Origin of the sequence: Paenibacillus artemisiicola (assembly GCF_017652985.1) — a bacterium.
GTDB classification, from domain to species: domain Bacteria; phylum Bacillota; class Bacilli; order Paenibacillales; family Paenibacillaceae; genus Paenibacillus_Z; species Paenibacillus_Z artemisiicola.
The window spans coordinates 22,669-45,486 of record NZ_JAGGDJ010000005.1 but is presented as its reverse complement, the minus strand read 5'-3'; the positions used below and the strand labels follow the sequence as shown (position 1 = coordinate 45,486).

Here is a 22,818-nt window from a genome sequence, read left to right as displayed (position 1 = left end):
TCGATGGCGAGCCGTTCCGGCCATGTTCGAATCTCGCGGCAACGTTTCGAATCTAGCGGTTCATATCTTGCGGTTCAAATCTTGCAGCTCGAATCTCGCAGCCTGGAATCTCGCGGCTCAAGTCATTTCTCTCTCAAGTCCCGCAGCCCGTGGTTTTCCTTCCGAAACCGCGCTCTTCAAGCCCAGCCGGCTTCAATCCGCTTCGCCCGCGAGCAGCTCGCCGAGCGTCCTCACCATGACGCCGGTTCCGCCCTTCGTCTCCCAGGCGCGTTCCCGCTCCAGCCAGGCCGTTCCCGCGATGTCCAGGTGCACCCATGGCCGATCCTCGGCGAACGCGCCGACGAACAAGCCGCCGATGCTCGCCGCGCCGTACCGGCTGCCGCCGTTCTTCATGTCCGCCGCCTCGCTGTCGAGCTGCCGGCGGAATTCCGGATACGGCGGGAGCGGCCAGATCCGCTCGCCCGCCTTCTTCGCCGCTTCGATGACCTGCGCCTGCAGCGGCTCGTCGTTCGTGACCGAACCGGTCGCGGTATCGCCGAGCACGACGAGCACGGCGCCCGTCAGCGTCGCCAAGTCGATCAGCTTCGTCGCGCCCTCGCGGATCGCCGTCGTCAGACCGTCGGCCAGCACGAGCCGGCCCTCGGCGTCCGTGTTGACGATCTCGACCGTCGTGCCGTTCATCATCGTCAGCACGTCCCCGGGCTTGAACGCCCGGTCGGACGGCATGTTCTCCGCCGTCGGCACGACGAAGACGGCGTTGCGCTTCGGCTTCAGCTCCCCGAACAGGCGGACGAGGCCGAGCACGGCGGCCGCGCCGCCCATGTCGGAGATCATCTCTTCCATGCCCGGTCCCTTCTTCAGCGAGATGCCGCCGGTGTCGAACGTGATGCCTTTGCCGACGATGCCCCAGCGCTCCGCGTCGTCCGGATCGCCGTCGTAGCGGATGACGATCATCCGCGGCGGGTTGACGCTGCCCTTGCCGACGGCGATCAAGCCGCCCATCCCCTGCTCCGCCGCGGCCGCCTCGTCGATAATTTCGCAGGCGAAGCCGTACGCGGCCGCGAGCCGCGCCGCTTCGTCGGCCAGCCCGGCCGGGACGAGCGCGTCGCCGGGCAGGTTCGTCAGATCCCGGGCGTACGCCGCGGCTTCGGCGAAGACGAGGCCGCGGCGAATGCCGGCTCCCCACGCCGCGGCCGCGGAAGCGGCGTCCGGCTCGGCGTCCGCCGCGTTCGGAACGAACGCGACGTCCGTAACGGCCGCCTTCCGCTTCGCATCGTCCTGCTTGGCGGTCGTGCGCGCGTACGAGCCGAGCGCGAACCCCTCGGTCAGCGCCTGCGCCGCCCGCGCCGCCGGCACGGCCGGACGGTCCGCTGCCGCTTCCGCCCGCTCCGCGGACGGCGCGCCAAGCTCCGCCGCCGGCAAGCGCCACGGCAGCAGCAGCTCGACCGCGGCCGCCTTCAGCCGCTTCGCCGCTTTCGCCGCGGCCGCCGCCGCGTCGCGCAGGCCGTCCGCCGTCAGGCTCTCCGGCGGGGCGATGCCGACATACACGACATGCGGCGACGGATACAATCCGAGCGTCGGCAGCGCGAGCGTCTCCTTCGGCTCGGCCTTGAACAGCTCCTTCGCGGCATGCTGCCGCACCGCCTCGTCAAGCGCGGGATGAACCCAGCGGGCGCTCCCGTCCGTTCCGTCCTGCGCCCGCAGACCCCGCTTATCGACGAACGCGACGACGACGTCGGCCGGCGCGGCGGCCGCGCCGCGCCCATATGTAAACCGAATGCTCATGGTCATGTACATCCTCCCGTCTCTCGCAGAATTAGCCGCGGAACCGCCGCGGGTTCCTTGCCGGTTCATTGCGGATTTTTTATTGGTTCTAGTTCCATGTTTATGAATTACTACCGATTCACCGCGGAATCCTGCTGATTCCCTTAATATTCGTTGCCGATTCTCCTCATAAACACAGCCGATCAACCACTGGATCGCCCTCGGCCATCCCGCCGTCCGCCCGCTCCGCAGGCATGCGAAAAAACCGGGTTTCCCCGGTTTTTCGGCGTTTCCATCCGAGGCTTAACCCGATTCTACTGGTTTATTCCGCCAATGGCAAATAGATATTGAACTCCGTTCCTTCGCCGGTATTGCTGCTCACGCGGATCTTGCCGCCATGGTTCCTCACGATCCGGTAGCTGACCGACAGCCCGAGTCCGGTGCCGGACGCCTTCGTCGTGTAGAACGGGTCGAACAACCGCGATTTCGTGACGGGATCCATCCCTTTGCCGTTGTCGCGGATCGTGATTTCGGCGTCGCGCCCTTCCCGCTTGGTAATGATGTCGATGCGGCCGCTGCGCTCTTCCTCCAGGTCGCCGATCGCGTCCATCGCGTTGCGCACGATATTCAGCACGACCTGCTTCACCTGCTTCACGTCGATCGAGACCGCCAGCTCCTCGTCGTACGTCTCGAACTGAATCTGGCAGCCCTTCATCAGCGCCTCGCTGTCGGACAGCAGAATGACTTCCTTCAGCAGCGAATTGATGCCGACCTTCTGCTTCATCGGCGCGGACGGCTTGGACGAATTCAGGAATTCGTAAATGATGTCGTTCGCGCGGTCGATCTCCGTCAGGATGATCCGGGAATATTCCTCCTTGCCGAGCTGCGTCAGATGCGGCTTCAGCAGTTGAATGAACCCGCGGATCGACGTCAGCGGATTGCGGATCTCGTGCGCGATCGACGCGGCGATCTTCCCGAGCATCGCCAGCTTGTCGTTCTGGTACGCCGTCTGCTCGATCTGCTTGTATTCCGTGACGTCCTTCACGCTGAAGAGATAATCGCCGTCGAGCTGATCCCCATAGGTGACCGTCACGAGCAGCACGCGTCCGTTCGTATCGACGAATTCGAGATAGCGGCTGCGCCGGAGAACCGTCTCCTTGTACAGCCGCAAAATGACCCGCTTCGTGCCCTTGCGCAGCCGGCTGTGCGACAAGATATCGAGCAAATTGCAGCCGATGAGCGTCGTGCGCGGGATATCGAGCAGCTTGGCCATCTGCAGGTTGATGAACGAGAGCATGCCGTCCGCGTCGAAGATCGCGATGCCGCTGTCCATATGCTGCAGCACGTTCTCGTACTTGTTCTTCACCATGCGGAACGAGCGGTGCGATCGCAGCAGCATGTCCCGCATTTCGCTGAAGCGCTGCTCCGACGTCTGCTCCGGCTGGACCCGGAACCGGAATGCCACCATCAGCTCGATCAAAAAAATAAAGGAACGGCTGTACAGCCGCAGCGCTTCTTCCGAGTCCACATTGGCGACAAGCATCTGCATGGATTCCTCATGCACCGCAATGATGTCTTCCGGATGGAGATCTTGAAGCTGCTTGCCGATTTCCGTTGCCTCGAACAGGGAAGCTTCGCTTCCGCTGCGAATATATTCCGCCAAGGCGGGGAAGTAGCGCATACGTATTGCCTGCATTATTTACTCCTCTCCTGCCGCACAAATCGGTGGATCGAGGCGCAGTGGAGCGTGAACCCACTTATGAAACGTGATCATGGTTCCCCGGGTGTGATCGTGGCTGAGTTCCATATTGTCAGTCATCTTCTCCATCCACTGCAAATGAATTCGGCTTGGACCTTTGAAATGATCGAATAATCGGACTTCTATTCCGCTTGCGGGTTCGCCTTTGCTAAGACTGAGGGGACGGATCATCATGTGGCCTTTTTCCGAGTAAGAGATGAGCTTGAGCGCCAATTCCGAAATGGTATAAGCGATTACCGTCTGATCAACAAGACTGAAGCCGATCTGCTGCGCGATTTCCCTGCCTCTTTGACGTGCCAGGATCGCATCCGCCTTATCACGTATATGGAACATCTCCACGTGCATGCCTCGCCTCCGCCCAAAAAAAGTATCCGTGCAGATTCAGAGTTGAGATCGCTTACAGTAATCATAGAGAGAATTCCTAATTTCTGTCAACGGGAAATACTGTCGAAATCCCGCGAGATTGGACGACTCCGAAAATACCGAAAGGGCGTAACGAATGTTAGCGCCCTTTTCGGTCGTCGGAGCCCGGCTTTGACTTTCCGTCGTTGCCGTGATCGTTCCGGTTCGTATTCTTGTTATCTCCGCTCTTGCTTGCTTCGCCGCGGCTGCCGCCGTCCTGGTTTTGGTTCTTGCCCCCGCCGTTCTGGCCCGGTTGGCTTCGGTTGCCGCCGTCCCGGTCGTCGTTTCCTTGACCGTCGGACTTGCCGGAACCGCCGTTGCCGCGATTGCCGGGCTTGTCCCGTTCGGCGTTCGGCCGATCCGCGCCCGATCCGGGCTTACCGCCGGCGCTTGCCGTAGTAACGCGGCTAGGGCGGCCGTCGGAAGCGTTTTTCGCCTCGTCCTTGCCGCCTTTGCCTTTAGAATTTCCTTTAGAATTGCCGTCGTCCTTCGGCTTCGAAGCGTTCAACGCCGCTTGTGCCGGCTTGCCGCCGGCACTCGGCTTCTTGCCGCCTCCGCCGCCGGGATTATTGCCCGGGGAATGCTGCGGCGCGCCGATATTGACGAAGCCGCCCTGCAGGCCGTTCGGCTTGTCGGAATCGGAGTTCTTCTTGCCGCCGTTTCCTTGACCGCCGTGCTTGCCGCCTTTATTCGAATCGCCGTCCTTTTGCCCGTCCCGCTCGCGGCGTTCCTTGCGTTTCTCCTGATCCTTCTCGAGCAGGGCGTGCAGCTGCTCCTTCTGCTTCTGCCGGAGCGCCTCCTTCTCGGCTTCCTTCGATGGAGCCGGGGCGGACGGCTTCGGCTGTTCGGTCTGCTGCTTGGTCGCGGACGGATCCGGCTTCTTGGCGTCGTCGTTCTTCTTGGCGTCCTTGCCGGCGCCCATGACCGCCGCCACGCCGCCCATCGGCTTCGCCGCCTGATGGAGCGACTCCTGCTTGAGCTCCTTGATGGTCACGCGGTACCCTTGGTTTTTGGCCATCAGGTAGAACGCCATCTTGCCGGAGGAAAGCCCGATCTTCGTCGCTTCGTCCCGCACGTCCTGCGGCGCGGACAGCGTCGTGACTTCGATCTTGAGCTGGCGCCCTTTCTCCGTCTTCGCCAGCGACTTGCGCACGGCTTCATCCATATGGGAGGTCAGGCCGATTTCCTCGGCGGGCTTGACGGTTCCGCCGACCGCGACGCTCGTGATGACGACGTCGCCTTCGCCGCTGTTCAAATACGGTCCGGCGCTGATCCGATCCATGATGGCTTCGGTGACCTCCGGCAGCGGCCGGCCTTTGTAGGCGAGCCCTTTGGTCACGTCGGCGCCGTCGGCGTTGATCGCCCGCAGCGATTCCACCATTTCGTCTTTATTGATGCCGAGCTCGATGCTCGGGTTGACGTCCATCGTCAAATACGCGACGACGTCCGGCTGCTTCGAGAAATGCTGGACGAACAGCGGAATGAACAACATGAGCATGATCGCGGCGGCGCCGACGCTGAAGCTGTATAGTTTGCGCGGCCGCTGCAGACGCCGCTGCTCGGCGAACGTGATTTCATCGCCGACCTGAGGCTTGAGGGCGGTTCGCACTTTACGGAATTGACCGTCCGGCATTAATACGATGACATGCGTGCTGCCGGTCTCCATGACGATTCCACGGCTCATGCTCTCACTCCTTCCGCTGCGGGCAATTCCCTTCCTGTCGGTTCCGCGGGCTTGATGTACTGCTGTAAATAAGGAAAATCCCCGTTATGTAAAATCGTCAGCGCGATGATGTACTTCCGGTTGCGCTCGATCGTCTTGCGGGATACGCCCGTCAGCTCGCACAGCTCCTTGATGGGCAGCTTCTGCTTCGTCTCGAGCTGGTCGTAAAGCGCGGGATCGTTCGCCAATCGCCTGCTGATGGCGATGAGCATCTCGCGGGAATCGGCATGCTTCGGCGAAATATCCGGCAGCTCCGCGAACGAAAGGGCGTATTCCTTCAGCCGTTCGTCGTATTCGCCGATTTCCAGCCTGCGGGCGTCCGCTTCCTGCGTCAGCGCGTAACGGTTCATCGCTTCGTTCGTCTCGATCGGATTGACCGTCGTCGCATCTTCTTCGTCGTCCTGGTCGAACGCGCTGTAGGGCACCGTGCCGAGATGACGGCTCTCTTTGCGGACATAGTCAATAAGCCTGCGCCGGATCACCGTTTCGGCAAAGCCGAGAAACGATTTTCCTGCTTGGCTCGAGAATTGCCCGATCGCTTCGTCGAACGCGGCCAGCGCGACGCTGAATTCGTCCGAGCGCGCGGGGTCGATGTATCGCTTGCAAAAACGGCTCGTCACCTTGGCGATATAAGGCTGGTACGCCTCGATGAACGCATCGCGCGACGCTTCTCCGCCGCGGATTCGCTCCACCATCTCTTCCGGCGTTACGCGGATGTCTGGGGTGTCTGCGGACGTATCGTGCTTGCCGCCGAAAATGCGTTTGAACAGTACAAGTAACAACCGCTCCACCTCACATGTACAGTTTTCGTTGAATCGTGTTCGCTTGAGGGGGTCGACATTAAGGATTTCTCATAAAATTTCGCATAGAAAAAGCCTCCTTCGACAGGAGGCTGGAATGCTTAACAATATCCTTCGGAGGTTCTTCGCTGCCTTAGCTTGTTGCGGCGTTGGTTGAGCGCGCCGAGGCGCTTCTTCAGCTCGCCCTGCCAGCCTTCGTCGCCGATTTGCTTGGCGAAGCAGAGCAGGTCCAGCGCCATGTCGATTTGATTGCTGACGACGTCCATGGGGTCCTCGTTCTCGTTGTTGACGCAGTTCTCGAAGAGCTCCTCGTCCTCTTGCTCCACGTAGTCGACGAAGTCGACCTCGGAGGCGCCGTCGCCATGCGCGTATTCCGCCAGGATTTCGTATTCGTTCTCGATCAGGTAATGAATCTCGACGCGATGACACACCGGACAGAACAGAATGGGGACATTGTGGATATGCGTGCGAAAATGCTTCAGCGTACCATTCGTGCCGATCATGCTGGCACCGCAGCAAAAGCTCATGCCGGACTCCCTCCTTAACTGCTTAACCTTGTACCGCGCATCTTGAAACCTGATTTAACTTATTCGTCTCCAAAACGCATAATTCCTGCTTGCGCGGTCCGGTTCGGTCCCTGTCAAGTTCCGCCATCCCGCCTCTTACTTGCCAGTATAGCGAAAAACGTCGCATTCGTACATCCGGGACGATAGGCGCAGGCATTGGGTCGGATGCCGGAGCATGCAAAAAAACCGGGGTCTCGGAAGACCCCGGGTTCTGCGCGTCGCGAACGATGCTTATTTGGCAACCAGGTGCTTGTCGCCCGGTTTCCAGTTGATCGGGCACAGACCGCCGGATTGCAGAGCTTGCAATACGCGGAGCGTCTCTTCAACGGAACGGCCAACGTCGTTGTGGTTGACGACTTGATATTTGATTTCGCCTTCCGGATCGATGATGAACAGGCCGCGGAGCGCGATGCCTTCTTCTTCGATCAGGACGCCGTAGTCGCGCGCGACGTTCTTCGTGATGTCGGCCGCGAGCGGGAAGTTCAACTGGCCGAGGCCGTTGTCGTTCACAGGCGTGTTGATCCAAGCGCGGTGGCTGTGCTTGCTGTCCACGCTGACGCCGAGGATTTCGGTGTTGAGTTTCGTGAACTCTTCAGCCGCTTGGCTGAGCGCCGTGATTTCGGTCGGGCAAACGAACGTAAAATCGAGCGGGTAGAAGAACAGGACAAGCCATTTGCCTTTGTAATCGGAAAGAGCTGCCGTGCTGAAATCTTGACCGTTGCCGGTTGCGGTCTCCATCTTGAAGTCAGGAGCCGGACGACCAACCAAACGTTCTGCCATGGATAAAACCCTCCTAAAAGATTGAGATGGTATTGAGAATGATACTCATTTGGTGACTACGTCTAGAATCATACCAACTCTTTGGAACGAAGTCAATATTACATTGATTACTTATTTGTAATCATTCTAAATTATTTCGCCATGGCGGCAACGATTAAATCGCCCATCGCCGTCGTGCCGATCGCCTTGCTCTTGTCGACGGCGATGTCGCCCGTGCGGTGGCCGGCGTCCAGGACGGATTTGACCGCGTCCTCGATGGCCTGCGCCGCTTCCGCGTAGCCGAACGTCAGGCGGAACATGAGCGCCACGGACAGGATCGTCGCGATCGGGTTGGAGATGCCTTGGCCGGCAATGTCCGGCGCGGACCCGTGCACCGGCTCGTAGAGGCCGAAGCTGCCTTCGCCGAGGGACGCGGAGGACAGCATGCCGATGGAGCCCGTCAGCATCGCCGCTTCGTCGCTGATGATGTCGCCGAACATGTTTTCGGTCACGATGACGTCGAAGCTTGCCGGGCGGCGCAGCAGCTGCATCGCGCAGTTGTCGACGAGCACGTGCTCGAGCTCGACGTCCGGATACTCGACCGCGATCCGGTTCACGACTTCGCGCCACAGGCGGGACGTCTCGAGCACGTTCGCTTTGTCGACCGAAGCCAGCTTCTTGCGGCGGTTGCGCGCGATTTCGAAGCCTTGGCGGGCGATGCGCTCGACTTCCTTGACGTTGTATACGCACGTGTCGACGGCTTCCTCGCCGTGTTCGCCTTCGCGGCGGAACTTCTCGCCGAAGTAGATGCCCCCGGTCAGCTCGCGCACGACGATGAGGTCCGTGCCTTCAAGCACTTCCGGCTTCAGCGTGGACGCTTCCTTCAGGCAGTCGAACACGTTAGCCGGGCGGATGTTCGAGAACAGGCCGAGCGCTTTGCGGATGCCGAGCAGGCCCGTTTCCGGACGAAGCTCCTTCGGGTTGTTGTCCCATTTCGGGCCGCCGACGGCGCCGAGCAGGACGGCATCGGCGTTTTTGCAGATGTCCAGCGTTTCCTGCGGAAGCGGCGTGCCTTTCTCGTCGATCGCGATGCCGCCGAACAGGCCGTGCTCGATCTCGAATTGGTAGCCGAACAGCTCCTCGGTTTTCTTCAGCACTTTCAGCGCTTCGCCGACGACTTCCGGTCCGATGCCGTCACCGGCGATTACTGCGATTTTTTTCACGTCTGCCATGGGGTACGTCTCCTTTATTCAGGACTTCTCAGGCGTCCTCTTGATTATGATTCTCAGTCTTAAACTTAGTTGTACCATAAGAACGCCATGAAGACAAAGATATGAAAGCTATGACTTTTATAGGCTGCGCATATAAGCAGGCGGTCTCGGCGGTTCGATTCCGAGTCGCCCGGCAACATTCAGCTCGGCGCATCTCATCCTATTCCACTACTAACCAAGCAAAAGGCGGCCTGTCGCAGGCCGCCTTTGCTGCGTCTATCGCGCGAAAGCAAGGTTATTGCGCAGACGGTCGCACGGCGTCGCCGGCGTGTTCCCGATCCGGCGTCCCCTCCTGCTCCGGCTGTCCGGCATCCCGCACCTGCTCCGGATCAGGCGCTGCCTCCCGCTCCTTCGCCGCTTCGTCCAGCTGCTCGCGGTCCCGCCACCGCTGGTTCACGATGGTGATGCCGAAGCAGATGACGCCGAGTATGGCGAACGTCAAGATTTTGTAGAGCGTATCCTCGCCCTTCAGGTCGAGCAGCACCGCTTTCGCCGCCACGGCGACGAGCACGCCGGAACCGAACCAGCGGAACAGGCGTCCGCGGCTGTAGGCGCCCCACAGGAAGAGCAGCAGGGCATAGACCGCCCAGACGACGGACAGCAGCAGGCCGGTCGCGACATGCCAATCGTATTCGTCGGCCGCGTTCGTGATCTGCACGGTCAGCAGGCCGCCGACGACCAGATGCGACAGCAGCGCGTACGCATGGGCCAAGACGTCATTGTCGCGTTCGCGAAGCAGGTTCGCGTAGCGCACGTTCCTCGCGCAGTAGAACCCGATGGCCGCCAGCAGCATCCAATCCGCCGCTCCGCCGTTCAGGAACGGCACGTAGACGCCGAACCAATCCAACCGCGGCGCGTTCCACGTGACGACGAACCAGTACAGGCCGGTCGAGAGCCAGACGAGCGAACCGATCGCCTTCAGCGCGTCGGAGCGCCGTTTCCGTCCGGTGACGATCGCGATCGCCGCGATGCCCGACCATACGGCGACGCCGATCAGCGGCCGGTATTCGGAGCCGCCGCCGAGCTCGGCCAGCCCGATCAGGAAGGCAAGCCCGCCGAACAGCACGTGAGCGTACAACGCGGCTTTTCCCTGCTTGCCGAGCTTGGCGACGAGCACGCTCATGCCCATGTAGAGCAGGCCGATGGCCAGCAGAAGCAGCGTCACCGACGAGCTGCTGCCGAGCAGCGCCGGCGCCCAGAGGCAGAAGACGACCGTATTCGCGAAGCTGGCATAGAGGTTCCAGCCCGCGAAGCCGCATTTTTCCCGCCATGCCGCGGCGTAGAACGCGATCGCGTAGAAGACGAAGGCCGCGGAGGCGTAAAGCATCGGCCGGGTGAGCCAGCCGTGATCCGCATACGTAAAGTTCATATAATAGACGGCGTACAGCAGCCACGTCGCCGCGAACGCGCCGATTCTCGCTTCGAGCCACGACTTGGCGACGCTGATGGCGAAGTAGGCGGCATTCACCACGAGCAAGTAGAGGAACAGCGCGAATACGTGATCCGCGTCCGGCCGAAGCGCGAGCGGCGCGAGCAGCGCGCCCGCCAGGCCGAGGCCGAGCAGCAGGCGGAGTCCGAAGCGGTAGGCGTACGCCGTGACGCCGGCCGTGACGGCCGTCATCGCGATGAATACGGTCAGCGGCTCCCAGACCCCTTCGTAGACGCCGGCGTACGAGCAGGTCATGTACCAGACCGCCGCTCCCAGGCCGGTCAGAATTTCGCCGAAGCGCCTGCCGTCGCCGCGCTTCGCGAGCGCGATGCCGGCCGCGCCGGCCGCGGCGCCGAGCAGCAGGCCCGCGCCGAGCTTCATGCCGACCGTGATCCAGCCTTGGTCCGCGGAGTACTTGAACAGCGTCGCCAGCGCCGCAAGGAGAAACGCGACGCCGACCAGCGTCGTCCAATGCCTTTTCCACAATTCGTTCATACCGGGCAGCCCCCAATGAAGATGAAGTAGTAGGACGTGGTCCTTACTTCACATTGTAGAGGCGCCGCGCTCGGCTCATAAGTACCAACTTTCCCTGGTACCCCCTCGGATGCCCGCCCGGAGCCGCGATCGTCCGATTAGAACAGCTCGTGGTCCTTCGCCTTTTGGGCCGCATCCTTGCTGCTTTTGCCGCCGATCTTGCGCAAAATGTTGCCCACGTGGTTCTTCACGGTGCGCAGCGACAGGAACGACTTCTCCGCGATTTGCGTCTGGCTGTAGCCCTCGTGGATCATCGCCAGCAGCTGAACCTCGGAGGGCGTCAGCAGCCGCTTGAACTTCTCGGTCTCGTATTCCCGCTCCAGCCGCTTCAGCCGGCGGAATTCCTCCAGCATATGCCTTGCGGCCGCCGCGTCGATGGCGGACCGGTCCGCCGCCGCCTGCCGGATCGCCTCGGGAATGGCGGCGAACTCCGACTTCACGAGATAATTGACCGCGCCCGCCCGGAACGCCTCCGCGACGAACGCCCGATCCTCCATCGACGTCAGCATGACGATGCGCGCCCGCGACGCCGCGGCCAGCTCGCCCGCCAGCCGCAGGCCGTCCGGACTGTCCGCGAGCATGATGTCGAGCAGGATCACGTCGGGCGCCGTTTCGGCGGCCAGCGCGAGCGCGGCGCCCGGTTCGTCCGTCTCGCCGGCGATCTCCATATCCGGCTGCGCGTTCACGTAGGCGGCCAGCCCCCTGCGCCAATCCGGGTCGTCCTCGACGAGCATGACGCGTATCGGTGTCCCGTTCATCGCCGGCCTCCTCTCGTTCGCGCGCGTTTCAACGCGCGGAAATGAAACCGCACGGTCGTTCCCTTGCCGGGCTCGCTGCTGATCCGCAGCTCTCCGCCTTGGCGGCTCATCAGTTGGGCGCAATAGGCCAAGCCGAGCCCGAAATTCATGGCTCCGCCGCTCTTCGTCGTATAGAACGGCTCCGTTACCTTGCGCAGCCGCGCCTTCTCGATGCCCGCGCCGGTATCGCGCACTTCGACCGTGCTCCCGCGCTTGCCGCCGAAGACCGCGACGTGGAGCTCGCCGCCGCGCGGCATGGCGTCGATCGCGTTTTGCAGCACGTTATGGATCGCTTCCTTCGTCTGCTCGGGATCCGCTTCGGCGTAGGCGTCGTCGCCAAGCCGCGCATGAACCGCGATCTCCCGCTCGCGCGCCTGCTCGGCGACCGCCGCCAGCTCGCCCCGCGCCAGCTCCGCGAGCGACACCCGCTGCGCCTGCAGGCGCAGCTCCTGCGTCCGTTCGTGAACGCTGCGGATCATCTCCTCGATATGCGCCGCCGCGGCGCTCACGACGCCGAGGTCCTCGCGCAGCTCGCCGCGCTCCCCCGCCTCGCGGGCGATCTTGTCGGCGAACAGCTTGATCTTGCCGATGTCGTTCTTGATCGCGTGGTTCAGCATGGCGGTCCCGCTCGTGATCGCGCGGAGCGAGTAGTCGAGCTGGCGCTTCTCGATCAGCAGCTGGACGCCGAGGAAGCCGAAGTTGAACAGCGAGATCAGGAAAATGACGAACGCGAAGCCGATCGGCCAGACGTTGTATACCCACAGCCGGTAGAAGCCGAAGAGCGGCAGCACGTAATTCATCGCGAGCGCGATGAGCACCGCCGGCATGACGGCCAGCAGCAGCAGCGCGTGCGCGCGGCGCTCCGCGGGATGCACGTGGCGCTTGGCGAGCAGCAGCGCGGTTCCGAGCGCGGCGTACGGCAGCGACCAGACCGCGAGCAGCTCGTAGCGGACGGGATAATCGGCCGCGGGCGGCAGCAGCAGCATCGCGAGCGGAGGCACCGCGGCCGCGAACGGCAGCCAGCGGTATGCCGCGGCGGGAAGCAGGTCCCGGTTATAGGCGGCGCCGAAGCACAGGTAGCCGAACGGCATGCCGTAGTAGCTGGTCCACGAGCAGCCGCGCTGCAGGGCGCGGAGCGCTTGCTCGCCCGAGACGTCGACCGCTCCGCTCGCGAGCCCCGCCGCGATCCACCCTTCCAGCTGCGAAGCGAGCGCGCCCATGCCGCCGCAAAACGCGACCACGCTCAGCCAGCGCCCCGCCGCGTTCCTTCTGTTGGCGATCAGCAGCAGCCCCGCCGCAAACCATAACGCGATCCAAACGAACAACATCCCCGAAACTCCCCTGCCGACGTTCTGGTCGGCATTTTCTTCATTATAGCATGCAAAACCGGGACCCGGGCACGAATCGCGAGACGAATCGCCGGCACGGCAGGCCTGCGCGAGGCCGCCTGCCGGCAAACCGCCCGTCCAGGCGAAGCCCGCATACAAACCAAAACGCCCCAGCATGCCCGCCCGGGCCGCTGAAGCGTAATCTTTGGTTCTTTAGGATTTAAAGGTTCTATGAACAAGCGCGCCCGGAGAGCGGTATGGGCTCGGAGAAGCGAAGCATATGCCTTACGAAGTAGGTGAATGCTGCATTCCCTGTCTATCGCCAAGGAACGCAAGCCTATCGCCTTAATTCGCCTCTGTAGTCGGAGTCCTACATCTACTGTTGCATTCAATCGAATGTTGAATTCAATCGAAGGAATCCGAACTACAACCGCGATCGTAGACCCATACCGCCCGCAGGGCATCCCCTTGTTCCATGAGTCTTTAAATCAGGCTCATTTTGTCGCGCCGTCCCGGCGTCTTGCGCTTCTCGACCAGGCGGTTCAGCGCGTCGACGTAGGCGCGGGCGCTCGCTTCGAGAATGTCCGTGCTGACGCCGCGGCCCTGCGCGGACACCTCGTCCTGCTTCAGGACGACGTGGACTTCGCCGAGCGCGTCCTTGCCGTGCGTGACGGACTTGATGGAGTAGTCCTCCAGCTCGACCGCCTCCGCCGTCAGCGCGTCGATCGCGTTATAGATCGCGTCGACGGAGCCGTTGCCTTCCGCGCGCGTCTCCTTCACGCCTTGATCCGCCACGCGGATGCGCAGCGTCGCGTTCGGCGTCGACTTGTTGCCGTAGCTGACTTCGATCTGCTCGAGCGCGTACACCTCGGGCGTATCGACGAGCTTCTCCTCGAGCAAGGCGCGGATGTCCTCGTCGCTGACGTTCTTCTTCCGGTCGGCGAGGTCCTTGAACTTCGCGAACGCCGCGTTCACCGCTTCGTCGTCCAGCTCGTAGCCGAGGTCGATCAGCTTCTCGCGGAACGCCGCGCGGCCGGAATGCTTGCCGAGCACGAGCTTGGAGTCGACCAGGCCGATCGTCTCCGGGGAGATGATCTCGTACGTCGTCTTCTCCTTGAGCATGCCGTCCTGGTGAATGCCGGACTCGTGCGCGAACGCGTTCGCGCCGACGATCGCCTTGTTGCCCGGCACGACCATGCCCGTCAGCTTGCTGACGAGGCGGCTGGTCTTGGCGATTTCCTTCAGGTTCAGCCCCGTGGTCGCCCCGAAATAATCCGCGCGCGTCGCGAGCGCCATCGCGACTTCTTCGATCGCGGTATTGCCCGCGCGCTCGCCGATGCCGTTGATCGTGCCCTCGATTTGATCGGCGCCGTTCAGGATCGCCGCCAGCGCGTTCGCCGTCGCCATGCCGAGATCGTCGTGGCAGTGCGCGCTCAGCTGGATTTTCTCGATGCCGGGCACCCGGTTCTTCAGCGTCTTGAAGATATTGCCGAATTCCGACGGGTTCATGTACCCGACCGTATCCGGAATGTTGACGACCGTCGCGCCCGCGCGGATCGCCATCTCCGTGACTTGGCACAGGAAATCCAGCTCCGTGCGGCCGGCGTCCTCGGGCGAAAACTCGATTTTGCCGAAATACTGCTTCGCGTACCGGATCGCGCGCTCCGCCGTTTCCAGCACCTGCTCCTTCTCCATGCGCAGCTTATGCTTGCGGTGGATCGGGGACGTGGCCAGGAACAGATGGAGGCACGGATCCTGCGCGTCCTTCAGCGCTTCGCGCGCCGCGTCGATGTCCTGCTCGCGGGAACGGGACAGGCCGATGACGGTCGCGTTCTTCACGGCGCGGGCGACGGCATTGACGGCCGCGAGGTCGCCCGGAGAGGCCGCGGGGAAGCCCGCTTCGATGCGGTCCACGCCCAGCTTCTCCAGCTGGTAGGCGATTTCAAGCTTTTCCTTCGTGTTCAGGTTCACGCCCGGAGATTGCTCGCCGTCACGAAGCGTCGTATCGAAAACATAAATTTTGCGCATGAGTTACACCTCGGGCTTCAAGAATAATCCCGGATAGCGAAACGGCCCTGAGTCGTTCGCGCGAGGCGAAAGACGCAGGGGCCGGTCCGCATATCCGGGCGACTAGCTGTCCATCATGGTGTGGCCGGTTCGCCCGGCAGGAAGGAGATTACTTCTTGATCCAGTGCATCAGTTCGCGAAGCTGGCCGCCGACCACTTCGATCGGGTGCTGCGCTTCGTTGCGGCGAGTTGCCGACATGAATGCATTGTTGGATTGGTTCTCCAAGATGAAGTCGCGCGCGAATTTACCTTGTTGAATGTCCGTCAGAACGGCTTTCATCGCTTTTTTCGTTTCGTCCGTCACGATGCGAGGACCCGTTACATAGTCGCCGTATTCCGCCGTGTTGGAGATCGAATCGCGCATCGTGGACAAGCCGCCTTCATACATCAGGTCGACGATGAGCTTCAGCTCGTGCAGACACTCGAAGTAGGCCATTTCAGGCGCGTAGCCGGCTTCGACCAGCGTTTCGAAGCCCGCTTTGACCAGCGCCGTAGCGCCGCCGCAGAGGACCGCTTGCTCGCCGAACAGATCGGTTTCGGTTTCTTCGCGGAACGACGTTTCGATAACCCCCGCGCGTGTGCAGCCGATGCCTTTCGCATAAGCGAGGCCGATCGCTTGGGCGTTGCCCGTCGCGTCTTGTTCGACTGCGATCAGGCCGGGAACGCCGAAGCCTTCCACGTATGTGCGGCGAACCATGTGACCCGGCGATTTAGGAGCCACGAGCAGCACGTCGTTGTCTTTGCGGGCTTTGATTTGGCCGAAGTGCACGTTGAAGCCGTGGGAGAACATCAGGGCCGCGCCCTGCTTCAGGTTCGGCTCGATTTCTTCTTTGTATACGCGCGCTTGCGTTTCGTCCGGCATCAGAATTTGCACGACGTCGGCCAGTTTGACCGCTTCGCCGACGGACAGGACTTCGAAGCCGTCGTTTTTCGCCTTTTCGGCGGATTTGCCGGCGCGAAGACCGATGATGACCTTGAGGCCGCTGTCGCGCAGGTTTTGCGCTTGGGCGTGACCTTGGGAACCGTAACCGATGACTGCGATCGTTTTGCCTTGCAGAACGCTTTGGTCTGCATCTTTTTCATAATACAATGTAACTGCCATTTGTAGATGAAGCCTCCTTTTATTGGACCCTTTTGAGCGGGTGTTACAGCCGCGGCGCCCGAACAAGCCTTCCGTGCCCGAATCGTCCGCCGCTCTAACCCCCGCTCAAACGAGCGCTGGTTCCTTGCGTAAACGCGTTGCGCGTGAACGTCCTGTCCTAGGTTACTTCGCGTTGCCGCGGACCATCGCGGTGACGCCCGTGCGGCTCAGCTCGCGGATGCCGTACGGCTTCATGAGCTCGATCATCGCGTCGATCTTCTCCGTGTCGCCGACGACCTGCACCATCATGGAGCCGGTGCCGATATCGACGACCGCCGCGCGGAACGTCTCGACGACGCCCATGATTTCGGGACGCGTCGACGGCTCGGCGCTGACTTTAATGAGGGCCAGCTCCCGCCCGACCATCGGGTTGGCGCTGAGATCCACGACTTTGATGACATCGATGAGCTTGTACAATTGCTTGATGATTTGTTCCAGCGTGTTGTCGTCGCCGGTGGTGACGACCACCATCCGGGACAAGCCGGCTTCCTCGCTCGTCCCGACGGTGATGCTTTCGATATTGAAGCCGCGGCGTCCGAACAAGCCGGATACGCGCTGGAGGACGCCGGGCTGGTCGTTGACCAGAACGGCTATCGTATGTCGTTTCATTCTTCATCCCCCATTAACATTTGATCGATCGTGGAGCCCTGCGTCACCATCGGATAGACGTTCTCGTGCTTGCGGACGACGAACTCCACGACGGCCGGTCCCGGATGGTTCATCGCTTCGGTCCAGGCGGCGCGCGCCTCTTCCTTATTCGAAGCCCGGAAGCCCCGTACGCCGTACGCTTCCGCCAATTTCACGAAATCCGGGCTGCCGGACAAGTCGATATGGCTGTAGCGGTTGTCGTAAATGAGCTCCTGCCATTGGCGCACCATGCCGAGCACCTGGTTGTTGATGATGACGACTTTGACCGGAATGTTGTTGATGGCGCAGATCGCGAGCTCCTGCGCGCACATCTGCATGCCGCCGTCGCCGTTGATCGAGATAACCAGCCGGTCCGGGTTCGCCATCTGCGCGCCGATCGCCGACGGGAAACCGAAGCCCATCGTGCCGAGGCCGCCGGAGGTCACCCAGGAGCGCGGCTTGTTGAACTTATAAAACTGCGCCGCCCACATTTGATGCTGCCCGACGTCCGTCGTGACGATCGCGTCGCCGTTCGACTCTTCGTACAGCATCTCGATGACCCATTGCGGCTTCAGCTCGTCTTCGCTGTCCGTGTAACGGAACGGCTTCTCCAGCTTGGACGCGAGGAGCTGCGCGCGCCACGCGTCCGCTTTGGCCGCGTATTGCACGTCTTTGTTCGCGAGCTGCAGCACCGTCTTCACGTCGCCCACGATCGGAATGTCCGTCGGCACGTTCTTGCCGATCTCCGCCGGATCGATGTCGATGTGGACGATTTTCGCGTGCGGCGCGAAGCCGGACAACTTGCCGGTGACGCGGTCGTCGAAGCGCGCGCCGATGTTGATGAGCAGGTCCGACGATTGGATCGCCGTGTTCGCCGTGTACGTGCCGTGCATGCCCGGCATGCCGAGCCACAGGTCCTCGCCGCTCGGGAACGCGCCGAGACCGAGCAGCGTCGTCGTGATCGGAATGCCCGATTTCTTGATGAACTCGTGCAGCTCTTCGTGGCCGCCGGAGTAGACGACGCCTCCTCCCGCGAGCACGAGCGGACGCTCCGCTTCCTGGATCGCTTTGAGCATTTTGTCGACCTGCAGCTTGTTCGGGTTCACCGTCGGGTTGTAGCCGCGGATGTTTACTTCCGTGACCGGCTCGAACATCGTGAGCTCCGCCGAGACGTCCTTCGGAATGTCGATGAGGACGGGACCCTTGCGCCCCGTGCCCGCGATGTGGAACGCTTCGTGGATGATGCGCGGCAGGTCGGCCGCCTTGCGCACCAGGTAGCTGTGCTTCGTGATCGGCATCGTGATGCCGGTGATGTCCGCTTCCTGGAAGGCGTCCGTTCCGATCAGCGACGTCGCCACGTTGCCGGTGATGACGACCAGCGGCACCGAATCCATATACGCGGTCGCGATGCCCGTGACGAGGTTCGTCGCCCCCGGTCCCGATGTCGCGATGCAAACGCCGACCTTCCCGCTTGCCCGCGCATAGCCGTCCGCCGCATGAATGGCCCCTTGCTCGTGACGGGTCAGCAGATGCTGGAAGTCCGAGAAACCATGCATGGCGTCGTAGATGTACAATACCGCGCCGCCCGGATACCCGAAGACGCAATCGACGTCCTCAAGCACCAAGCTGCGAAGCAAAATTTCTGAGCCCGAGATGACCTCCGGTTTTCTCAGTCTTTCCTTGATTTCCTCTTTTGACCTTAACGTTGCTTGTTGAGCGACCATTAAGTCGTCCTCCCTTCTTTAAAAAACAAAAAACCTTCCGTTCCCGAACGCTTATCGCGTCCAGGGACGAAAGGTTGATCTTCCGTGGTACCACCCAGTTTGTCATGCGCCTCGCGACGCATAACCTCATAAGGTAAGCGCGGATATCCTGTCCGTGCATACCTTGGCATCTTAACGTGTGCCCGACGATTCTCCCTAATGCGCTGCGCCCGGAAGGCGGAACTTTTCAGGAAAACAGCTCCGAGGTGAGCTCGTTGGAAAGGGATTTTGGCGCCGGTTTCAGCAGGTCCGCGCGCTCTCTGGAACAAAAGAGCCCTTAACACTTCGTCCTCTTCATAGCCGATTACTTTATGACGGTAAAGCGTCTTCTTGTTAGCTTAGAGCTTATTATATGCTTTGCCGTTTCAAACGTCAAGCCAAAGGATAAGCATTCCCAGAAAAACTTATGTAAGCTTTGGGCGGGGATGCGCGCGGCCCGGACTCCCGACATAGTATATACCACCTTACGCCAAAGAAAGCGGGATGCCTTATGATTCGCGCACGCCATGCGCGCACGGACGACCAGGAAATCATCCGCCTGATCAAGCAGGAGCTGATCCCTCTCTCCTATACAGCATCGCCCAGGGACGCCCAAACGATTCGCGAGCTGCCGAAACGGATGAACGGCGGCGTCTCGCTCGTCTACTCCCGGACCAAGCGCAGCCAGCCGCTCGGCTATATCCATTACTACATCCGCGACGGGCTGCTCCTCTACGACATGCTGGTCGTCCATCCGCAGCACCGCGGCAAAAAAATCGGCACGACGCTGATGACCCAAGCGGAGACGCAGGCAAGGGAGCAAGGCGTCGCGGTCGCCCGGCTGTTCGTCGACCACGGCAATCCGAGAGCCCAGCGGCTGTACGCCAAGCTGGGCTTTCAGACCGTCCGCTATTATTCGGACCTGCGCTGCTACGAGATGCTCAAGCCGCTCGTGTGACGGCTCAATAGAACGGCCCGTTGGCGAATCCGGGACCGACCGGTCCCGGGCCGAAGCCCGGACCGAAGCCGGGGCCGGGACCGCAGCACGGTCCGCCGAAGCCGCCGTCGAAGCCAGGGCCGAACCCCGGGCCGAAGCCGGGACCGAACCCGCCGAACCCGCCGAAGCCGAACGGTCCGGCGAACAGCCCGATGGCGAGCAGATCGAACAGCACGAGCGGAATGATCGCGCGCGTCTGGACTTCTTTGCCGTTCGCGACCGGAACCAGCTGCAGCTGGTTGTGATGCATCCGAACGAGCTTGCCCGTGACGACCGACCCGTCCTTGCGCACCGCATAGATGGTCTTCCCGACCAGCTTCTGCGCTTGTTCTTTTGAAACGCGTGGCATAGGATTTCCTCCTCATGATTGGTATTCCCATTGCTTGTGTTGTCCCTATACGGCAAACGCGCTTGCCTGTCATTTGCCCCAGAAGGTTAAACGGCATTGTCCTATACTCTATTCGCTAGCAAGAGAGTTGGATTGTACCGATGTCCCGGAGACATTACACCAAATCAAAACGCCCCCTTGTCCGAAGACAAGGGGGCGTTTTGCGATAGCGCGGCGTCCGGGTCACCCGATGACCGTCAGCTGCTTCGGGAACGTCGTCAGCACCTCGGCGCCGTCCGACGTCACGAGGACGTCGTCCTCGATGCGGACGCCGCCGACGCCCGGCACGTACACGCCCGGTTCGACGGTGAACGTCATGCCCTCGCGCAGCTGCTCTTCGTTATTGCCGTGGATGGACGGATATTCGTGAATATCCATTCCGAGCCCGTGGCCGAGCCGGTGATTGAACAGCGGGCCGTAACCGGCCGCGGCGATCGTCTCGCGCGCCGCGCGGTCCAGGCTGCCGAACGTCGCGCCGGGACGGATCGCCTCGATGGCGCGCAGGTTGCCGTCCAAAACGGCGCCGTAGATGCGCTTCATCTCGTCCGTGATGCCGCCGACCGCGAACGTCCGCGTAATATCGGACGCGTAGCCGTCCGCGAACACGCCGAGGTCGAACAGCAGAAACTCCCCTTCCCGCACCGCCGTCCGGTCCGGCGCGCCGTGCGGCAGCGCCGACTTAGCGCCGGCCAGCACGAGCGTATCGAACGACGGTCCCTGCGCGCCCAGCTTCTTCATCCGGTATTCCAGCTCGGCGACGAGCTCGATCTCCGTGACGCCCGGCTTGACCAGGGCGAGCCCTTGGCGCAGCACCTCCTCGACGAGCCGGACGGCGCCGCGCATGCGCTCCGCTTCCTCCGGCGTCTTGACCGCGCGCATCTCGCGCAGCGGCAAGCCCGCGTCCGCGAACTCCGCCGCCTCGCCCGCCGCCGCCCGGAGCGCTTCGAAGCGGTTGACCGTGAGGTGGTCTTTCTCCACGCCCAGGCGCCGGATGCCCGCCGGCATCAGCTTGCTCAGCACGGCGTACGCGTCGTCGGTATCGGCGTGCGTGTGAATCGCCGCGACGGACGACGCCGCCCGGGCCGCCTCATAGTCGAGCGCGGGCACGAGCAGGAACGGCTCGTCGCCGCGGGGCAGCAGCAGCCCGAGAAACCGTTCGTGCGGGTCGCTCGCGAACCCGGTCAAATAATACACGTGCTTCGGCGACGTGACGAGCATCGCGTCGATGCCGCTGCCGTCCATGTACGCTTGCAGTTGGTTGATCCGATTCGTCATCCTTATCGACCGCCTTTCCAGCTCTTATTGTACGTGGCCTTGCCGAAAGTATCCAGCGTCGTTCGCCGGCCGGCGATCGAGGCGCCTGCGATCGAGGCGCCTGCAAAGGAGTCCCGCGCGAAGACCAAAGCCGGCAAAAAAGCGCCCTCCGCTCGGGAGGACGCTTGTTATGCGCAAAAGCAAACTAGGCGTTTACTTTTTGTTTGGCGAGGTTCGCGAACGCGTTGAACGAGCTGATGTCGTTCACGGCGAGGTCGGCCAGCATTTTGCGGTTGACTTCGACGCCCGCCAGCTTCAGGCCGTACATGAATTTGCTGTAGGACATGCCGTTTTGACGCGCTGCCGCGTTGATCCGGACGATCCACAGTTTGCGAATGTCGCGCTTGTGTTGGCGACGGTCGCGGTAGGCGTAAAGCAAGGATTTCATCACTTGCTCTTTTGCCGTTTTAAACAGGCGGTGTTTGGAACCGAAATAGCCTTTTGCCAGCTTCAGAATTCTTTTACGACGACGTGCGCGGACGAATCCGCCTTTAACTCTTGCCATGAGTAGAAACCTCCCGAGTGATTAGTAAGAATGTAAATTAGCCTTTGATGTTTGCGAGACCTTGAGCCAAACGCTTCACGTCGCCGGAAGCCATGAGCGGCTGCGTGGCCAGAACGCGTTTTTGGCGGGCGGATTTGCCCGACAGCAGGTGGTTTCTGTACGCTTTGTAGCGTTTCACTTTGCCCGTACCCGTGATTTTGAAGCGGTCTTTCAGACTGCTGTGAGTTTTCATTTTAGGCATGTGGTGTTCCTCCTCGAAGAATGTGTTAGTTGGTCGGTTTCGGCGCCAAGATCATGATCATGCTGCGGCCTTCGAGCTTCGGCACGCGTTCCATGACGCACAAGTCCGCCACCTCGCCTGCGAGCCGGTCCAGAATCTTCTGGCCGACGGAAGCATGCGTGATTTCGCGTCCGCGGAAACGGACGGAGCATTTCACTTTATCGCCTTCGCCCAGAAACTTCACGACGTTGCGGAACTTGGTCTGATAGTCGTTCTCGTCGATATTCGCGCGGAACCAAACTTCCTTCGTGTCGACGATTTTCTGGTTTTTGCGGGCTTCCTTTTCTTTCTTCTGCGTTTCATAACGGAACTTGCCGTAGTCCATGATCCGGCACACCGGCGGTTTCGCTGTCGGCGCAACGTTCACGAGGTCCAAGTTCAAATCGATCGCCAATTGCAGTGCTTCACGGAACGGCTTGATACCGAGCTGCTCGCCCTCCGCGCCTACGACGCGTACTTCCCTAGCCCGAATCTCATCGTTGATTTGATGTTCCCTGCTAATAACCTGCCACCTCCAAAGTTTATGAATCGAGAAGTCGCCTTCTCTCAAAAAGACCGGACGGGCTTGGCCCGTTCCGGGCTTTCCAGCAGAAGCAAAAAATGCGGGTCCGCACGGGACCCGCAT

The 22,818-nt window shown here is 61.5% G+C and carries 21 protein-coding genes; 1 reads left to right on the top strand and 20 read right to left on the bottom strand.

What is annotated here, in order from left to right; all coding sequences use genetic code 11:
• Positions 1-192: 192 nt before the first annotated feature.
• The 15 genes from I8J29_RS10475 to ilvB all read right to left on the bottom strand — a co-directional run bounded on the left by I8J29_RS10475 (position 193) and on the right by ilvB (position 18,691).
• Positions 193-1,791 (bottom strand): leucyl aminopeptidase, encoded by a 1,599-nt coding sequence (locus I8J29_RS10475; RefSeq protein WP_240546084.1) that lies wholly within the window; start codon positions 1,789-1,791, stop codon positions 193-195.
• 295 nt (positions 1,792-2,086) lie between these two features.
• Positions 2,087-3,460, bottom strand: a complete 1,374-nt coding sequence (locus I8J29_RS10470) for an ATP-binding protein (RefSeq protein ID WP_208847569.1) — start codon at positions 3,458-3,460, stop codon at positions 2,087-2,089.
• A gap of 3 nt (positions 3,461-3,463) precedes the next feature.
• Positions 3,464-3,868: an ATP-binding protein gene (locus I8J29_RS10465; RefSeq protein WP_208847568.1), complete on the bottom strand. Its 405-nt coding sequence runs from the start codon at positions 3,866-3,868 to the stop codon at positions 3,464-3,466.
• 157 nt (positions 3,869-4,025) lie between these two features.
• The gene (locus tag I8J29_RS10460) at positions 4,026-5,609 is read right to left on the bottom strand and encodes an anti-sigma-I factor RsgI family protein (protein WP_208847567.1); all 1,584 of its coding nucleotides are present in this window, start codon (positions 5,607-5,609) and stop codon (positions 4,026-4,028) included.
• Positions 5,606-6,430, bottom strand: a complete 825-nt coding sequence (gene sigI, locus I8J29_RS10455) for an RNA polymerase sigma factor SigI (RefSeq protein WP_208847566.1) — start codon at positions 6,428-6,430, stop codon at positions 5,606-5,608. The genes I8J29_RS10460 and sigI overlap by 4 nt, the downstream gene beginning before the upstream one ends.
• A 119-nt stretch (positions 6,431-6,549) precedes the next feature.
• Positions 6,550-6,975 (bottom strand): hypothetical protein, encoded by a 426-nt coding sequence (locus tag I8J29_RS10450; protein WP_090641280.1) that lies wholly within the window; start codon positions 6,973-6,975, stop codon positions 6,550-6,552.
• A gap of 270 nt (positions 6,976-7,245) precedes the next feature.
• Positions 7,246-7,794, bottom strand: a complete 549-nt coding sequence (locus I8J29_RS10445) for a peroxiredoxin (protein ID WP_090641279.1) — start codon at positions 7,792-7,794, stop codon at positions 7,246-7,248.
• A gap of 131 nt (positions 7,795-7,925) precedes the next feature.
• On the bottom strand, positions 7,926-9,005 hold the full coding sequence (gene leuB, locus I8J29_RS10440; protein ID WP_208847565.1) for a 3-isopropylmalate dehydrogenase: 1,080 nt from the start codon (positions 9,003-9,005) through the stop codon (positions 7,926-7,928).
• Positions 9,006-9,279: 274 nt separating this feature from the next.
• Positions 9,280-10,968 carry a DUF2339 domain-containing protein gene (locus tag I8J29_RS10435; protein ID WP_208847564.1) on the bottom strand — a complete coding sequence of 563 codons (1,689 nt, stop codon included), beginning with the start codon at positions 10,966-10,968 and terminating at the stop codon, positions 9,280-9,282.
• A 137-nt stretch (positions 10,969-11,105) separates the two neighbouring features.
• Positions 11,106-11,765 carry a response regulator gene (locus I8J29_RS10430; RefSeq protein ID WP_208847563.1) on the bottom strand — a complete coding sequence of 220 codons (660 nt, stop codon included), beginning with the start codon at positions 11,763-11,765 and terminating at the stop codon, positions 11,106-11,108.
• Positions 11,762-13,132 carry a sensor histidine kinase gene (locus tag I8J29_RS10425; protein WP_208847562.1) on the bottom strand — a complete coding sequence of 457 codons (1,371 nt, stop codon included), beginning with the start codon at positions 13,130-13,132 and terminating at the stop codon, positions 11,762-11,764. Before I8J29_RS10425 ends, I8J29_RS10430 begins: the two co-directional genes overlap by 4 nt.
• Before the next feature lie 483 nt (positions 13,133-13,615).
• On the bottom strand, positions 13,616-15,160 hold the full coding sequence (locus I8J29_RS10420; protein ID WP_208847561.1) for a 2-isopropylmalate synthase: 1,545 nt from the start codon (positions 15,158-15,160) through the stop codon (positions 13,616-13,618).
• 148 nt (positions 15,161-15,308) lie between these two features.
• A complete protein-coding gene (gene ilvC, locus I8J29_RS10415) occupies positions 15,309-16,301 on the bottom strand; it encodes a ketol-acid reductoisomerase (protein ID WP_208847560.1) in 993 nt (330 codons plus the stop codon).
• 162 nt (positions 16,302-16,463) lie between these two features.
• The gene (gene ilvN / locus I8J29_RS10410; protein ID WP_208847559.1) at positions 16,464-16,949 is read right to left on the bottom strand and encodes an acetolactate synthase small subunit; all 486 of its coding nucleotides are present in this window, start codon (positions 16,947-16,949) and stop codon (positions 16,464-16,466) included.
• Positions 16,946-18,691 (bottom strand): biosynthetic-type acetolactate synthase large subunit, encoded by a 1,746-nt coding sequence (ilvB, locus tag I8J29_RS10405; RefSeq protein ID WP_208847558.1) that lies wholly within the window; start codon positions 18,689-18,691, stop codon positions 16,946-16,948. The genes ilvN and ilvB overlap by 4 nt, the downstream gene beginning before the upstream one ends.
• 529 nt (positions 18,692-19,220) lie before the next feature.
• Here ilvB and I8J29_RS10400 point away from each other — a divergent pair.
• Entirely contained in the window at positions 19,221-19,667 is a 447-nt protein-coding gene (locus I8J29_RS10400; protein ID WP_208847557.1) for a GNAT family N-acetyltransferase, read from the top strand.
• A 4-nt stretch (positions 19,668-19,671) separates the two neighbouring features.
• Here the strand turns inward: I8J29_RS10400 and I8J29_RS10395 are convergent, their stop codons facing one another.
• From I8J29_RS10395 to infC, 5 genes are all read right to left on the bottom strand, one after another.
• On the bottom strand, positions 19,672-20,055 hold the full coding sequence (locus tag I8J29_RS10395) for a hypothetical protein (RefSeq protein WP_090641267.1): 384 nt from the start codon (positions 20,053-20,055) through the stop codon (positions 19,672-19,674).
• 222 nt (positions 20,056-20,277) lie between these two features.
• Positions 20,278-21,369, bottom strand: a complete 1,092-nt coding sequence (locus I8J29_RS10390) for a M24 family metallopeptidase (RefSeq protein ID WP_208847556.1) — start codon at positions 21,367-21,369, stop codon at positions 20,278-20,280.
• A gap of 184 nt (positions 21,370-21,553) precedes the next feature.
• Positions 21,554-21,913: a 50S ribosomal protein L20 gene (rplT, locus tag I8J29_RS10385; protein ID WP_090641265.1), complete on the bottom strand. Its 360-nt coding sequence runs from the start codon at positions 21,911-21,913 to the stop codon at positions 21,554-21,556.
• A gap of 37 nt (positions 21,914-21,950) precedes the next feature.
• Positions 21,951-22,154, bottom strand: a complete 204-nt coding sequence (gene rpmI, locus I8J29_RS10380) for a 50S ribosomal protein L35 (protein ID WP_090641264.1) — start codon at positions 22,152-22,154, stop codon at positions 21,951-21,953.
• A 25-nt stretch (positions 22,155-22,179) separates the two neighbouring features.
• Positions 22,180-22,677, bottom strand: coding sequence for a translation initiation factor IF-3 (infC, locus tag I8J29_RS10375; protein ID WP_338113133.1), 498 nt, complete (start codon positions 22,675-22,677; stop codon positions 22,180-22,182).
• Positions 22,678-22,818: the final 141 nt, after the last annotated feature.

Excerpts from the sequence above, each read along its gene's own strand:
- I8J29_RS10475 (WP_240546084.1), bottom strand. The coding sequence starts at position 1,791 with ATGACCATGAGCATTCGGTTTACATATGGGCGCGGCGCGGCCGCCGCG.
- I8J29_RS10470 (WP_208847569.1), bottom strand. The coding sequence starts at position 3,460 with ATGCAGGCAATACGTATGCGCTACTTCCCCGCCTTGGCGGAATATATT.
- I8J29_RS10465 (WP_208847568.1), bottom strand. The coding sequence starts at position 3,868 with ATGCACGTGGAGATGTTCCATATACGTGATAAGGCGGATGCGATCCTG.
- I8J29_RS10460 (WP_208847567.1), bottom strand. The coding sequence starts at position 5,609 with ATGAGCCGTGGAATCGTCATGGAGACCGGCAGCACGCATGTCATCGTA.
- I8J29_RS10450 (WP_090641280.1), bottom strand. The coding sequence starts at position 6,975 with ATGAGCTTTTGCTGCGGTGCCAGCATGATCGGCACGAATGGTACGCTG.
- I8J29_RS10445 (WP_090641279.1), bottom strand. The coding sequence starts at position 7,794 with ATGGCAGAACGTTTGGTTGGTCGTCCGGCTCCTGACTTCAAGATGGAG.
- leuB (WP_208847565.1), bottom strand. The coding sequence starts at position 9,005 with ATGGCAGACGTGAAAAAAATCGCAGTAATCGCCGGTGACGGCATCGGA.
- I8J29_RS10435 (WP_208847564.1), bottom strand. The coding sequence starts at position 10,968 with ATGAACGAATTGTGGAAAAGGCATTGGACGACGCTGGTCGGCGTCGCG.
- I8J29_RS10430 (WP_208847563.1), bottom strand. The coding sequence starts at position 11,765 with ATGAACGGGACACCGATACGCGTCATGCTCGTCGAGGACGACCCGGAT.
- I8J29_RS10425 (WP_208847562.1), bottom strand. The coding sequence starts at position 13,132 with ATGTTGTTCGTTTGGATCGCGTTATGGTTTGCGGCGGGGCTGCTGCTG.
- I8J29_RS10420 (WP_208847561.1), bottom strand. The coding sequence starts at position 15,160 with ATGCGCAAAATTTATGTTTTCGATACGACGCTTCGTGACGGCGAGCAA.
- ilvC (WP_208847560.1), bottom strand. The coding sequence starts at position 16,301 with ATGGCAGTTACATTGTATTATGAAAAAGATGCAGACCAAAGCGTTCTG.
- ilvN (WP_208847559.1), bottom strand. The coding sequence starts at position 16,949 with ATGAAACGACATACGATAGCCGTTCTGGTCAACGACCAGCCCGGCGTC.
- ilvB (WP_208847558.1), bottom strand. The coding sequence starts at position 18,691 with ATGGTCGCTCAACAAGCAACGTTAAGGTCAAAAGAGGAAATCAAGGAA.
- I8J29_RS10400 (WP_208847557.1), top strand. The coding sequence starts at position 19,221 with ATGATTCGCGCACGCCATGCGCGCACGGACGACCAGGAAATCATCCGC.
- I8J29_RS10395 (WP_090641267.1), bottom strand. The coding sequence starts at position 20,055 with ATGCCACGCGTTTCAAAAGAACAAGCGCAGAAGCTGGTCGGGAAGACC.
- I8J29_RS10390 (WP_208847556.1), bottom strand. The coding sequence starts at position 21,369 with ATGACGAATCGGATCAACCAACTGCAAGCGTACATGGACGGCAGCGGC.
- rplT (WP_090641265.1), bottom strand. The coding sequence starts at position 21,913 with ATGGCAAGAGTTAAAGGCGGATTCGTCCGCGCACGTCGTCGTAAAAGA.
- rpmI (WP_090641264.1), bottom strand. The coding sequence starts at position 22,154 with ATGCCTAAAATGAAAACTCACAGCAGTCTGAAAGACCGCTTCAAAATC.